The sequence below is a fragment of the Ancylobacter polymorphus genome (genome assembly GCF_022836935.1).
GTDB lineage: Bacteria > Pseudomonadota > Alphaproteobacteria > Rhizobiales > Xanthobacteraceae > Ancylobacter > Ancylobacter polymorphus_A.
Window position 1 is genome coordinate 3,995,040 of record NZ_CP083239.1, and the last position, 14,055, is coordinate 4,009,094.

10 protein-coding genes are annotated in these 14,055 nt (G+C 68.0%); 3 read left to right on the plus strand and 7 right to left on the minus strand.

The features are described from left to right. Nucleotides 1-103 precede the first annotated feature (103 nt). Nucleotides 104-1,000 carry a LysR family transcriptional regulator gene (locus K9D25_RS19120; protein WP_244450926.1) on the minus strand — a complete coding sequence of 299 codons (897 nt, stop codon included), beginning with the start codon at nt 998-1,000 and terminating at the stop codon, nt 104-106. 105 nt (nt 1,001-1,105) lie between these two features. Here K9D25_RS19120 and K9D25_RS19125 point away from each other — a divergent pair, with 105 nt between their 5' ends. Further along, a complete protein-coding gene (locus K9D25_RS19125; RefSeq protein ID WP_244377399.1) occupies nt 1,106-2,677 on the plus strand; it encodes a proton-conducting transporter membrane subunit in 1,572 nt (523 codons plus the stop codon). A gap of 30 nt (nt 2,678-2,707) precedes the next feature. Then, nucleotides 2,708-5,191: a YbcC family protein gene (locus K9D25_RS19130; RefSeq protein WP_244450927.1), complete on the plus strand. Its 2,484-nt coding sequence runs from the start codon at nt 2,708-2,710 to the stop codon at nt 5,189-5,191. Here K9D25_RS19130 and guaA read toward each other — a convergent pair. Genes guaA through guaB form a run of 4 tightly spaced genes read right to left on the minus strand, consistent with a single transcriptional unit; the run spans nt 5,146 to nt 10,092 of the window. Beyond that, the gene (gene guaA, locus K9D25_RS19135; protein ID WP_244450928.1) at nt 5,146-6,726 is read right to left on the minus strand and encodes a glutamine-hydrolyzing GMP synthase; all 1,581 of its coding nucleotides are present in this window, start codon (nt 6,724-6,726) and stop codon (nt 5,146-5,148) included. The genes K9D25_RS19130 and guaA overlap by 46 nt on opposite strands. 54 nt (nt 6,727-6,780) lie before the next feature. After that, complete coding sequence (locus K9D25_RS19140) at nt 6,781-8,103, minus strand: RsmB/NOP family class I SAM-dependent RNA methyltransferase (RefSeq protein WP_244377401.1); 1,323 nt, start codon at nt 8,101-8,103, stop codon at nt 6,781-6,783. Nucleotides 8,104-8,124: 21 nt separating this feature from the next. Next, nucleotides 8,125-8,556, minus strand: coding sequence for an MAPEG family protein (locus K9D25_RS19145; protein WP_244377403.1), 432 nt, complete (start codon nt 8,554-8,556; stop codon nt 8,125-8,127). Between the two features lie 45 nt (nt 8,557-8,601). Then, nucleotides 8,602-10,092 (minus strand): IMP dehydrogenase, encoded by a 1,491-nt coding sequence (gene guaB / locus K9D25_RS19150; protein WP_244377405.1) that lies wholly within the window; start codon nt 10,090-10,092, stop codon nt 8,602-8,604. 312 nt (nt 10,093-10,404) lie between these two features. On the opposite strand from guaB, the gene K9D25_RS19155 reads away from it, so the two are divergent. Beyond that, the gene (locus K9D25_RS19155) at nt 10,405-11,838 is read left to right on the plus strand and encodes an MFS transporter (protein ID WP_244377407.1); all 1,434 of its coding nucleotides are present in this window, start codon (nt 10,405-10,407) and stop codon (nt 11,836-11,838) included. Between the two features lie 98 nt (nt 11,839-11,936). Here K9D25_RS19155 and K9D25_RS19160 read toward each other — a convergent pair whose 3' ends face one another. Both K9D25_RS19160 and K9D25_RS19165 read right to left on the minus strand, forming a co-directional pair. After that, the gene (locus tag K9D25_RS19160) at nt 11,937-12,659 is read right to left on the minus strand and encodes an RlmE family RNA methyltransferase (RefSeq protein WP_244377409.1); all 723 of its coding nucleotides are present in this window, start codon (nt 12,657-12,659) and stop codon (nt 11,937-11,939) included. Next, nucleotides 12,656-13,798 carry a Ppx/GppA phosphatase family protein gene (locus K9D25_RS19165; RefSeq protein WP_244377411.1) on the minus strand — a complete coding sequence of 381 codons (1,143 nt, stop codon included), beginning with the start codon at nt 13,796-13,798 and terminating at the stop codon, nt 12,656-12,658. Before K9D25_RS19165 ends, K9D25_RS19160 begins: the two co-directional genes overlap by 4 nt. Nucleotides 13,799-14,055 lie beyond the last annotated feature (257 nt).

The window sequence follows — 14,055 nt, forward strand, 5'->3', positions numbered from 1 at the left end:
ACGTGCCTAAACGCGCCTGATGCAGGCGAGTTCCGCCCCGCAGGGGTAATTTCGTTCGGTCGCACAACGGCGCCCGTATCGGCCGCAGCTTCCGGGCAATCGTCTAGATTTCGGCGGGGGCCGGCATGTGCGCCGGCTGGAGCAGAAGCCGCACCAGGGGATTTGGGAAACGTCGCGCCATGGTGACGGCGTGGAACGTCTCAACGATGCCCGGCAATTGATCGCCTTCCACCAGCACGCCCGCCGCGATCTCGTCCTTGACGACGATTGGCGGAAGAACGGCCAGCCCGATGTCCTCGCGAGCGAGAAGGCGCATCATCGCCATATCCTCGACTTCCGCCACGATTTGCGGCCGGACGCCGAGGCGATCGGCGAAGGCGTCGAATCCGATGCGCACAGGGCTTTCCACCGTCGGCAGGATGATGGGATGGCGCCGAAGCCGTTCGGCGAAGCTTGCGGCATGGCCCAGCCGGTCCGGGGTTCCGACAAGGCTCACCGGACGCTCCGCCAGACGATGGGTGACGAAGGGCGTGAGAGCATCACCGGCCGGCGCCTGATTCAGCAGAACGACATCGAGATTGAGCGCCTCCAGCGCCCGCAGCAATTCGCCCGCGCTGCCTGATCGCAAAACGAGGTCGATATCCGTGCGGCCAAGCACCGGGCGCAGGAATTCCATCTGGAAATTGCGCGACAGCGTTGCGAGCGAACCGACCCGCAGCGCCTGCCGCGCCGCTCCTGTCTGCCGCAGCGTCCCCAGTAGTTCATCGCCCGTCGCGAAAATCGCGTCGGCATGGTCGAGGACGATCTTGCCGGCCTCCGTCAGATGCAACTGCCGCCCACGACGCTCGAACAGCGCATGGCCCAACCGTTCCTCAAGTTTGCGGATCTGCACCGAGAGCGCCGACTGGGTGAGATTGAGCCGCTCGGCGGTGCGGGTCAGATGGCCGTCATGCGCGACCGCCCAGAAATAGCGCAGATGGTTGTAATTCAGCGACGACATGACGTTCGATTTTAGCGAACGATTTAGCGCCGACAATGAATTTTTATTCGATGCCGCGCATCGATAACCAAGGCCGCCAACCGCCATTCGTGCAGGGGACCCGCCTTGTCGCTCTATCTGCTCCCGCTCATCGCTCCGCTCCTGCTGCTGTTCGCCGCCCTCGCCGGGTTCGCGCGGCAAGGCCGTCGCCCGCCCTTTGTGCCCGCGATCGCGGAGGGCGCGGCCCTCGGCGCGCTGCTGATCGCGCTCGCGTCGCTCGCGGCTCTGATCCTGCGCGGCCCCGGCGACAGCGCGCTGGTCGGCTGGTCGGGCATCGGCCTGTCGATCCGGCTCGACGCGGTCAGCGCGACCATGCTCCTGCTTGTCACCTTCATCGGTTGGATCGTGGTGCGATACGCGCGCACCTATCTCGATGGCGAGGCGCGGCAGGGCCTGTTCCTCGGCTGGCTCTGCGCGACGCTCGCGGCGGTCCTGGCTCTTGTCCTTGCGGGCAATGTCATCCAGCTGGTTCTGGCATGGATCGCCACCAGCGCCGCGCTGCATCGCCTGCTTCTGTTCTATCCCGAGCGCCCGGCGGCGCAGCGCGCCGCCCGCAAGAAGCGCCTGTTCTCCGCGATCGGCGCCACCGCGCTGGTGATCGCCGGCGCTCTCCTATGGATGAATGCCGGCACGAGCGAGATCGCCACCATCAACGCGCTGGCGCGCAACAGCGACGGCTCCTGGCTGGTGGTTACGGCGGCCGCCCTGCTCGCGCTCGCCGCCCTGCTGAAATCGGCGCAGTTCCCGACCCATGGCTGGCTCACGGAGGTGATGGAAGCCCCGACCCCGGTCTCGGCCCTCCTCCATGCCGGGGTGATCAATGCGGGAGGCTTCCTGCTGATCCGTTTCGCCGATGTGATGCTCGCCGCGCCCGGCGTGCTCGCCGTGCTCGCCATGATCGGCGGTTTCACCGCGCTTTTCGGCGCGCTCGTGATGCTGACGCAGCCGGCGGTGAAGACCTCGCTCGCCTGGTCCACGGTGGCGCAAATGGGCTTCATGATGCTGCAGTGCGGCTTGGCGCTGTTTCCGCTCGCCCTGCTCCATATTGTCGCCCATTCGCTCTACAAGGCGCATGCGTTCCTGGCCTCAGGCGGAGCGGTGGAGCAGGTGGCCGCCCTTCGACGCCCGGGGCCGGTCGCCGTTCCGGACGGGCTGGCGGTCGGCCGCGCCTTCCTGATCGCGCTCGGCATCTATGCCGCGATCGGCGCGGCGTTCGGCACCGCCTTCGGTTTCGAGCATAAGTCGCCCCAGGCGCTCGCGCTCGGCGCCATCCTGATCTTCGGTGTCGCCTATTTGCTGGCGCAGGGCCTGGCGGACGCCGCGCCGCGACCGCTGACACGCAAGACCGCACTCTTCGCCGGTGCCGCTGCCATCGGCTACTTCGCGCTGCAGACTGCGGCCGAATGGCTGACGCGGGGGCTTCTCCCGACGACGCCGGCGCCAGGACGGCTGGAATGGACGCTGATGGCGCTTGCCGTGCTGAGCTTTGGGCTGGTGGCCGTCGCGCAGGCGCTGTTCCCGCTCTGGGCCTCGCATCCCGCCGCCGCCGGCCTGCGCGTCCATCTCTCCAACGGCCTTTATGTCAACACGATCCTCGATCGCATCCTCGGCGGCTGGTCCGTCTCCAGAGCGTCGTGACCGAAGAAGTTCCAGGACAAGTCCATGCTGATGATCCCGATCACTCCGTCGCTGCTGTCACCCGAGGCCGTGCTTGAGGCGGCCCACCGGGCGGCGCGCGCTATTCCCCCGCTCTGGCCCCTCGCCTCCAGCGTTGCGGTCAATCCCTTCCTGGGCCAGACCGGCGAGCCCCTCGCAACGGCCACCGCCCGTCTGCGGCGCGCGGCGGGCAGCGCGCTGACCATGCCACGGAGCTGGTACGCGGCGCGGCTGCGTTCCGGCGAGATGACCGAGGACGATCTGCACGCGGCCTTCCACAGCGTGCCAGAGGCCCGCCGGCCGGCAACCTTCGCCGCGTTCAAGGAGGCCCTAAAGGCAGAACGCCCCGCCCCTCACGCGCTCCCGACCGTCGCCGATCTGGCGCGCGATGCTGCGGCGATCGACTGGCCGGGCGTGGTCACTGAGCGCATCGGCCACTGGGCCGCCAGCCACTTCGATCAGGGTCAGGCCCTCTGGGCCACTGCGCGGACAGACGGCACCTATGCCGCCTGGCGGGTCGTCGCCAGCCGCGATCTGACGCCCGAAATCGCCGGCCTCACCGGCTTCGCACGGCAAGTGGCGGAGGCGCCCCCCAAGGCCGAAGATGCGATCATCGACTGTGTCGCCCGCCTTGGCCTCCCCAGGGCGGCACTGGACAGCTATTTCCACCGGCTGCTGGCGTCGCTCGGCGGCTGGAGTCAGCTCGCCCGCTATCGGCTCTGGCAGGCGGAGCTGGGCGGCGACACCGACGCGTCGGTCACCGACCTCCTCGCCATCCGCCTGATCTGGGAGGTGGCTCTTCTGCGCCATTTCGGCGCTCCGCTCGCGCCGCAGTGGCAGGCCACGCGCGCGGCCTATGCCGAGCCGGTTTCCGCCTCCCCGGAGGACATTATCGACGCCCTGTTGCAGGAAGCGAGCGAGCGCGCGGCGCAGAGGCGGCTCGATGCGCTGTTGGCGGGAAGCGCGCCTCTTGCCGCAACGCCCGTGCGTCCGACGCTGCAAATGGCGTTCTGCATCGACGTGCGCTCGGAAGTGTTCCGCCGCGCGCTCGAGAGCCTCGATCCCGGCATCCGAACCCTTGGCTTTGCCGGGTTCTTCGGCCTGGGCATCGGCCATCGCCGCTTCGCTTCGGACATTGTTGAGGCGCGTCTGCCGGTGCTGCTGTCTCCGGGCGTATTCACCTGCGCGGGCGACGCGACGCCGGCCGTCGCGAAGGCAGACCTGGCCGTCCGCATCACCGCCCGCGCCCATCGCGCGTGGGGGCGCTTCAAGCTGGCCGCCATTTCCTCCTTCGCTTTCGTCGAGGCCACCGGCCCGATCTATGTCGCCAAGCTGCTGCGGGATGGACTCGGACTGACCGGCCATAGCGCGCCAGACGAACCTGCGCCGCGCCCGGCGCAGGGGCTCGACCTTCCCACACGGCTGACGATGGCCATGCGCGTGCTTCAGGCGATGTCGCTCACAACAGGCTTTGCACGGCTTGTTCTCCTCGCCGGCCACGGCGCCAGCGTCGTCAACAATCCCCATGCCAGCGCGCTGAATTGCGGCGCGTGCGGGGGCTATTCGGGTGAGGTGAATGCGCGGCTGCTGGCCTCGCTGCTCAACGACCCGGAGGTAAGGGCCGGTCTTGTCGAGCGGGGCGTCGTCATCCCCGACGACACGCTGTTCCTGGCCGCCCTGCACGACACGACGACCGACGATGTAACCATCTACACCGCCGACCATCCTTCCCCGGCCCATGCCGAGGATATCCGTCGGGCGGAGCGCTGGCTGGCATCCGCCGGCGTGCTCGCGCGGGGAGAACGGGCCCTGCGCTTGCCGCGCGCACAGCGCTCTGGCGACATCCTGCATCGGGCCCGCAATTGGGCCGAGCTGCGCCCCGAATGGGCACTGGCCGGGTGCCAGGCCTTCATCGCCGCGCCTCGGTCGCGCACGGCCGGGCGGGATCTCGCCGGGAGAGCCTTTCTCCACGACTATGACTGGCGGCTCGACGACGGCTTTGGCGTGCTCGAGCTGATCCTGACCGCACCTGTCGTCGTCGCCAGCTGGATCAGCCTGCAATATTACGGCTCGACCGTCGCACCCGACGTGTTCGGAGCAGGCAACAAGCTGCTGCACAATGTGACTGGCGGCATTGGCGTCGTGGAAGGAAATGGCGGCCTGCTACGCGCGGGTTTGCCGTGGCAATCCGTGCATGATGGCGAGCGGCTGACGCATGAACCCCTGCGCCTTTCCGTGCTGATCGAGGCCCCGCGTGAGGCGGTGGCCGGCATATTGGAACGTCACCCGGAGGTCCGCGCGCTGTTCGACAATCGCTGGCTGCACCTGTTCACCCTAGACCACGAAGGCCGCATGGCATGGCGCTACGCCGGCGACCTCGGCTGGGAGATATGTCTGAGCGAGACGGCCGGCAAGATCGAACCTGAGCCCGCCGCGGATGTTGTCCCGCGTCACTCCCACTCGATGGTCCCGGGCGGCTTGGAGGTCACGTCGTAGACCACGCGGTTGACGCCCTTGACCTCGTTGACGATGCGGGTGGCGACCCGGCCGAGGAAGGCCATGTCGAACGGGTAGAAATCCGCCGTCATGCCGTCAACCGAGGTCACGGCGCGCAGGCCGACCACATAGTCATAGGTGCGGAAATCGCCCATCACGCCCACGGTCTTCACCGGCAGAATGACGGCGAAGGCCTGCCAGATTTCCTCGTAAAGCCCGTGGCGGCGGATCTCTTCGAGGTAGATTTCATCGGCGAGGCGCAGGATGTCGAGCTTCTCGCGGGTGATCTCTCCGGGGCAGCGGATGGCGAGACCCGGCCCGGGGAAGGGGTGGCGGCCGACGAACACGTCCGGCAGGCCGAGTTCGCGACCGAGCGCCCGCACCTCGTCCTTGAACAGTTCGCGCAGCGGCTCCACCAGCTTCATGTTCATGCGCGCGGGCAGGCCGCCGACATTGTGGTGGCTCTTGATCGTCACCGAGGGGCCGCCGGTGAAGGAGACGGACTCGATCACATCGGGATAGAGCGTGCCCTGGGCGAGGAAGGCGGCGCCGCCGACCTTCTTGGCTTCCGCCTCGAACACGTCGATGAACAGCTTGCCGATGGTCTTGCGCTTCACCTCGGGGTCGGTGACCCCTTCCAGCGCGCTGAGGAACATCTCGGAGGCATCCACATGCACCAGCGGGATGTTGTAGGCGTCGCGGAACAGCGTCACCACCTTCTGCGCCTCGCCGAGTCGCAGCAGCCCGTGATCGACGAAGACACAGGTGAGCTGGTCGCCGATCGCCTCATGGATCAGCACCGCCGCGACAGAGGAATCGACGCCGCCGGAAAGGCCGCAGATCACCCTCTCCGACCCCACCTGCTCGCGGATGCGGCGGATGGATTCCTCGCGATAGGCCCGCATGCCCCAGTCGCCGCGGGCGCCGGCGATCTTGCGGACGAAATTGCGGATCAGCGCCGCGCCATGCGGCGTGTGCACCACTTCCGGATGGAACATGGTGGTGTAGATGCGCCGCTCTTCATTCACCGCCACGGCGAAGGGCGCGTTCTCGGAGGTGGCTACCACCTCGAAGCCCTGCGGCAGGCGGGTCACGCGGTCGCCATGGCTCATCCACACGGGATAGCGCTCGCCCACCTCCCACACGCCGTCATAAAGCGCGCTGGGCTTGTGCACCGTCACCTCGGCGCGGCCGAATTCGGCGGCGTGGCCGCCCTCCACCTCGCCGCCGAGCTGCAGCGCGCAGGTCTGCTGGCCGTAGCAGATGGCGAAGATCGGCACGCCGAGGTCGAACGCCTCCTGCGGCGCGCGCGGGCTGCCTTCGTCCATCACCGAAGCCGGGCCGCCGGAGAAGATGATGCCGACCGGATTGAGCCGCCGCACAGCTTCCGCCGCGCTCTGGAACGGCACGATCTCGGAATAGACCCCCTCCTCGCGCACGCGGCGGGCGATGAGCTGCGTGACCTGCGAGCCGAAGTCGATGATGAGGATCGTGTCGTGCTCGGCGGTGGCGGCGGTCGGTTCAAACTGGGTCATGGCGGGCTCTGTCTCGTGGCTCTCGGCGGCGCGGGCGGTCTCGGTGGCGTTCATTTATCCGGCTTGGTCGGCACGCACCATCAGGCTGATGAAGAAGCCGTCCGTGCCGGTGCGGCGCGGGGTCAGCAGCAGGCCCTCGGGCCGCTCCAGCGCGGCGGCGCGCAGCGTGATGCCGCGCTCGCCGAGCGCCAGCGCGGCTTCCGCCGGCGGCACGAGGTGGAAGCCGGGATGGCGGGCGAGGAAGCCTCGCACCTGGTCGACATTCTCTTCGTCCAGCAGCGAGCAGGTGACATAGGCCAGCCGCCCCCCAAGCTTCACATAATGGGCGGCGGCGTCGAGGATGGAGGCCTGCTCCTTCACTCGCTCGGCGAGCGCGCCCGGGCGCATGCGCCATTTCGCATCCGGGTTGCGGCGCCAGGTGCCGGTGCCGGTGCAGGGCGCATCGACCAGAACGAGATCCATACGGCCGGGAAGGTCTTCCAGCACATCCGCCTTGCCGCGCGGCGAGCGGACCTGAACATTATGGGCGCCGGCGCGCTGCACCCGCTCATGGATCGGCGCGAGGCGGCGCAGATCGTCGTCATAGGCGTAGAGCTGGCCGGCACCATCCATCAGGGCGGCGAGTTCCAGCGTCTTGCCGCCACCGCCGGCACACAAATCCAGCACCTGCCCGCCGCGCGGCGGGGCGGCAAGGATGGCGGCGATCTGCGAGCCTTCGTCCTGGATCTCCACCAGCCCCTTGAGATAGGCCGGCTCGGAGGTGAGCGGCGGCGCCTTGCCGTCGGCTTCCAGCGCGATGCGCAAAGCGAGCGGCGACCAGGCGCCGGGAGTCGGCGCGAGATGGGCGATGAGTTCGCCGACCTTCTCCACATCGCCTTTCAGCGAATTGACCCGGAGGTCGAGCGGCGCGCGCTCGGCCAGCGCCGCACCCTCCTCCGCACGCGCGTCGCCGAACACGGCGGCGAGCGGGGCGTCGAGCCATTCCGGGTAGTCGCCGCGCACCGGCGCAGGCGCGTCGTCGAGGTTTGCCTGAGAAAGATGCTGGCGCTCATTGTCGCTCAGCGGCGCGGGGGCGAAGCGCCCGCCGTCGCACAAGGCGGCGATGGCGTCGACATCGAGGCCGCGTGCCACCTTCAGCATGCCGAGAACCAGCCCGCGCGGTGTCTCCTCGCCGACCCGCTCGCCCATGATCCAGGCGGCGGAGGCGCGGCGGCGCAGCGTGTCATAGACCAGTGAGGCCAGCGCCGCCCGGTCGCCCGAACCGGCGAAGCGGTGGCTGCGGCCCCAATCCTTCAGCACGTCGGCGGCCGGACGGCGTTCGGCGAGGATCGTGCCGATCACCTCGATGGCGGCGGAAAGCCTGGCAGCCGGCGTCATTTCAACTCCAATACCAAAGGTTTACGGCAGCGCCGGCGCCAGCAGGATCGCGAGCGCGAACAGCACCCACATCGCCAGCAGAACCAGCGCGCCAAAGGCGAAGGCGCCGAAGCGCCAGCCCACATCATTGTGGGTGGTGTGGACGATGGCGTGGACGATGCGGCTTAAGACGAACAGCCAGGCCAGCACCTGGAACAGGACGCTGGTCTGGCGCGTCAGCAGTGCCAGCACCACCAGCACATAGAACAGCACCGGCAGTTCGAACTGGTTGCGGAAGCAGTTGCTGGCCTGCCGCACGATCGGCGGCCAGCCCGTGTCGCCCAGCACCACCTCCTCGCGCACCAGCCCGCCGGCGCGGATGGCCTTGAGACGCACCGCCCCCAGCCGGAACAGCACGGCGAAGGTAAGGGCGACCTGCACGAACACGGGCAACAGCGTGGCAGTGACGTACATGGATCAGCCCTCCTTCCTCGGTGCGGCGCCGGCCAAAGCCGACGCTCAGACGGCCCCCGGATAGTTCGGGCTCTCGCGGGTGATGGTCACGTCGTGCACATGGCTCTCGCGCAGCGAGGCGCCGGAGATGCGCACGAACTGCGCCTTCTCGCGGAAATCCCGCAGCGTGGCGCCACCGACATAGCCCATGGCGGCGCGCAGGCCACCGGCAAGCTGGTGCAGAACGCCGCCCACCGGTCCCTTATAGGCCACCTGACCCTCGATGCCTTCCGGCACCAGCTTCAGCGTGTCCTTCACCTCGGCCTGGAAATAGCGGTCGGCCGAGCCGCGCGCCATCGCCCCCACCGAGCCCATGCCGCGATACGACTTATAGGAGCGGCCCTGGTAGAGATAGACCTCGCCCGGGCTCTCATCCGTGCCGGCCAGCAGCGAGCCGATCATCGCGCAGTCCGCGCCGGCGGCGAGCGCCTTGGCGAGATCGCCGGAGAACTTGATGCCGCCATCGGCGATCACGGGCACATCGCTCTTCTTCGCCGCGTCCACCGCGTCGAGAATGGCAGTGAGCTGGGGCACGCCGACACCGGCGACGATGCGGGTGGTGCAGATCGAGCCCGGCCCGATGCCGACCTTGATCGCGTCGGCGCCGGCGTCGATCAGCGCCTGCGTCGCCTCGGCGGTGGCGACATTGCCGGCGAGGATCTGCACGCTGTTGGACAGCGTCTTGATGCGGCTCACCTGGTCCAGCACCTTGCGGGAATGGCCGTGCGCGGTGTCGACCACGACGAGATCGACACCGGCCTCGATCAGCAGTTCGGCGCGGCGATAGCCGTCCTCGCCCACCGTGGTGGCGGCGCCGACACGCAGGCGGCCCTGCTCGTCCTTGGCCGCGTTGGGGTTGGTGACGGCCTTTTCCATGTCCTTGACGGTGATCAGGCCGACGCAGCGGCCTTCATCGTCCACCACCAGCAACTTCTCGATGCGATAGCTGTGCAGCAGGCGCTTGGCCTCGGCCTGATCGACGCCTTCGCGCACGGTGATCAGCCGTTCCTTGGTCATCAGCTCGGAAATGGGCTGCGCCGGATTGGTGGCGAAACGCACGTCGCGGTTGGTGAGAATGCCCACCAGCTTGCCGCCGCGCCCGTTCGGGCCGCGCTCGACCACCGGGATGCCGGAAATGCCGTGGTTCTTCATCAGCGCCAGCGCATCGGCCAGCGGCTGGTCGGGATGAATGGTGACGGGGTTCACCACCATGCCGCTCTCGAACTTCTTGACGAGGCGCACATGCTCCGCCTGCACCTCGGGATCGAGGTTGCGGTGAATGACGCCGAGGCCGCCGGCCTGCGCCATGGCGATGGCGAGCCGCCATTCGGTGACGGTGTCCATGGCCGAGGAAAGGATCGGGATGTTGAGCGAGATGTTCCGCGTCACCCGCGAGCGAATATCGACTTCGCCCGGCATGACGTCGGACAGACCGGGCTTCAGCAGCACGTCGTCGAAGGTGAGCGCTTCCCGCGCGAGGCCGTCATAGACCGACATCGCCAACTCCCGATTAGGGGCAAGGGGAATACAACTCCCGACCCGCCCGATGGATGGATGAAACGAAGCGAACCGGGCCTTTGTGACAGCGCCCGCGCGCTTCGAGTTGGCGAGGGCTCATACCATGGCCTTGTACGCTTTCCTAGGCGTCTATCTCTGTGCAGAACGCAATGCCGATACGCGCCAGGAAGCCCCTGCGTAACCGGCGTGGATGACAGATTTGTGCGTGCGATTGTGGTCGCAGGGGCGCGATTGCGGCGTTATAGCCGGAAAGCTGCTCGTCTCCCCCCGCCCGCCATCCCGGACCGGCCCGTGCGCTCCGAACGTCTCGTCCCGCTCATCGTCGCCTGCGCGCTGTTCATGGAGCAGCTCGATTCGACCGTGATCGCCACCTCGCTGCCGGCCATCGCCGCCGATCTGCACGAAGACCCGATCTCGCTCAAGCTGGCGCTGACCTCCTATCTGCTGAGCCTCGCCGTGTTCATTCCGGCGAGCGGCTGGTTTGCCGACCGCTTCGGCTCGCGCACCGTGTTCCGCGCCGCCATCGCCATCTTCACCGCCGGCTCGCTGCTGTGCGGGCTCGCCCATTCGCTGCCGGACTTCGTCGCCTATCGCATCCTTCAGGGCATGGGCGGGGCGATGATGGTGCCGGTGGGGCGGCTGGTCATTCTTCGCACCGTGCCGAAGGAGGAGCTGGTTTCCGCGCTCGCCTGGCTCACCATTCCCGCTCTGCTGGGGCCGGTGATCGGCCCGCCGCTGGGCGGCTTCATCACCACCTATTTCGACTGGCGCTACATCTTCTTCCTCAATTTGCCCATCGGCGTGCTCGGCTTCCTGCTGGTGAGCCGGTTCATTCCCGATATCCGCGAACCGGACGTGCCGCCCTTCGATCTCAAGGGCATGTGCCTGTCCGGGCTCGGCCTTGCCGGCCTCGTCTTCGGCTTCGCCCTGCTCGGCCAGCACGCGGTGGCGCCCTCGCTCGCGCTCGCCGTCATCGTCGTCGGCGCGGTGTCGATGGGCTTCTATGTGCGCCACGCCCGGCGCACGGTGAAACCGATCCTTGATCTGGCACTGTTGAAGATCCCGACCTTTTTCGCCGGCGTGGTCGGCGCCTCGCTGTTCCGCGTCGGCATCGGCGCCCTGCCCTTTCTGCTGCCGCTGCTGCTGCAGCTCGGCTTCGGCCTCAGCCCCTTCGCCTCGGGCATGATTACCTTCGCCTCGGCGGCGGGGGCGATGACGATGAAATTCACCGCCGCCCCCATCATCCGCGCTTTCGGCTTCCGCCGCGTGCTGGTGGTGAACTGCGTCATCGCCGCCGCCTTCATCGCGGTGGGGGCGCTGTTCCGGCCGGGCATGCCCTATCTCGTGCTGGTCGGGGCGCTGCTGCTGGGCGGGTTCTTCCGCTCGCTGCAATTCACCAGCACCAATGCCCTCTCCTATGCCGATGTCTCGTCGGAGGCGATGAGCCGGGCGACGAGCTTCGCCAGCGTGGCGCAGCAGGTATCGATCTCCACCGGCGTCGCGGTGGCGGCGCTGGTGCTCGACGGGCTGCGCAGCTGGCGCGGCGACGGCACCATCGCCCTCAGCGATTTCAGCGTCGCCTTCCTGGTCGTGGCGGGGATCGCGGTGTGCTCGGTGTTCTTCTTCCTGCGCCTGCCGCCCAATGCCGGCGCGGAACTCGCCCAGAGGCGGGTGAAGCCCGCGCAGGTACCCGAGCCGCCGGGCGAGATGGGGAGTGCGGGCTAGATCATTTCACTGTTTCATGGAAACGGTGAAATGATCTCATTCTTTGTTTTGTCGCGTTTTCTTCACGCGAACCGGAATCCACTTCGCTCGAAAACGCTCTAATCGGCTTCCGGCGCCGCCCGCTGCCGGCCGCGGAAGCCCGTCGCCACCACATAGAGCTCCGCTGAATCCGCCCGGCTCGCCTGCGGCTTGATATGGCGCACGGCGCTGAAATCGCGCTTCAGGTCCGCCAACAACGTGCCTTCCGTGCCGCCCTGAAAGACCTTGGCGATGAAGCAGCCGCCGGGCGCCAGCACCTGGCGGGCGAAATCGATGGCGAGTTCCACCAGCCCGACAATGCGCAGATGGTCGGTCGCCCTGTGGCCCGTCGTATTGGCGGCCATGTCGGACATGACGATATCGGCCTCGCCGCCGAGCATGGCCTTGAGCTGCTCGGGCGCCTCGTCCTTGAGGAAGTCCATCTGGGCGAAATCGACGCCGGGGATGGGGTCGATCTCCAGAAGATCGATGGCGACGATCTTGCCGCGGCCTTCGTCCACCTTTAGCTTCTTCGCTGCCACCTGGCTCCAGCCGCCGGGAGCCGCGCCGAGATCGACCACCCGCAGGCCAGGCTTGAGGATTTTCAGCTTGTCGTCGATCTCGATCAGCTTGAAAGCGGCGCGCGAGCGCCAGCCCTCGCGCTTGGCGCGGGCGACATAGGGATCGTTAAGCTGGCGCTGGAGCCATTTCTGCGAGGAGGAACTGAGCGAGCGGGCCTTCTTCAGCCGCACCTTCAGCGGCCGCGCCTCGCCGCCCTTGCCGGGCTGGGGCTTGTCAATCACGTCGAGGCTCCGCCCCTCGGACGCCACACACCATCGGCACGCATCAGTTCCACCAGAATTCCTTCCCTGAGGCCACGATCGGCCACGCGCAGGCGGTCGCAGGGAAACGCCCGGCGTACCGATTCGAGGATCGCACAGCCCGCCAGAACAAGGTCGGCCCGCTCCACCCCGATGCACGGATTGGCCGCGCGCTCGGCAAAGGGCATGGCCAGCAGCCTGTCCACCACCACCCGCACCTGCTCGGCCCCGAGCCAGGTGCCATCGACCTGCGAACGGTCATAGCGCGGCAGGTCGAGATGCACGCCGGCAATGGTCGTCACCGTGCCTGAGGTGCCGAGCAGATGCAGCCGGCCGCAATTATGCGGGCCCACCGCCTGCACGAAGCCGGCGAGATGCGGCGTGAACTCATTGACCATCGCTTCGAAATCGTCGCGGGTCACCTTCACCCCGCCATGGCGTTCGGCCACGGTAACGACGCCGAGCGGCACCGATACCCAGGCGCGGATCACCGCCGCCGGCGGGCCGCCATCGCGCGTTTCCACCCGGTCGAGCCACACCACTTCGGTCGAACCGCCGCCAATATCGAACAGCACCGCCCCGTCTGAAGTGGGATCGACCAGCGGCGTGCAGCCGGAAGCGGCGAGGCGCGCCTCGGTTTCGCGGTCGACGATCTCCAGTTCGAGCCCGGTCTCGCGCGTCACACGGTCGATGAATTCGGCGCCATTGACAGCGGAGCGGCAGGCCTCGGTGGCGATCAGCCGGCGATCGACGATGTGGCGCGCCTCGATCTTGGCGGCGCAGACCTTCAGCGCCTCGACCGCCCGGTCCATCGCCGCCGCGCCGAGACGGCCGGAGCAGATCAGCCCCTCCCCCAGCCGGACGATGCGCGAGAAGGCATCGACGACGCGGAAGCCGCTGCCGGTGGGGCGGGCGACGAGCAGCCGGCAATTATTGGTGCCGAGATCGAGCGCGGCATAGCAGGGGTCGTTGTTGCGCGGGCGCGGACCCGAGCGCGGGTCACGGCCCGCCGCACCGCCATAGGGCGGCGCGTTCGGACGCACACGCACAGAGGGCCGCTCGTCGCCGGCGGACGTTTCCGTCACCCGCTCCCCGGCCCATATCTGGGTCTCGTCGACCATTTCAACTTCCCCGGCCGAAGCCGTCGAGCCGGCCGCGCGAAGTGCGGTTCCAGGCTCGCATTGTTCAACATCTCGAATGAAATGTAACATTCGCCAGCGCTGGCGCAATCGACTTCATGGCAGCCCGGCGCGGGAGGCGGGGCTCGCCACGACGCAAAGCCCGGCAGGGCAAGGGCGCATCGGCCCGTCCTGCCGGTCATTTGGATGACAGAGGCCGCCCGGCGCTCGCGCCGATCGGCGATTCGCCGCCGGCCCTC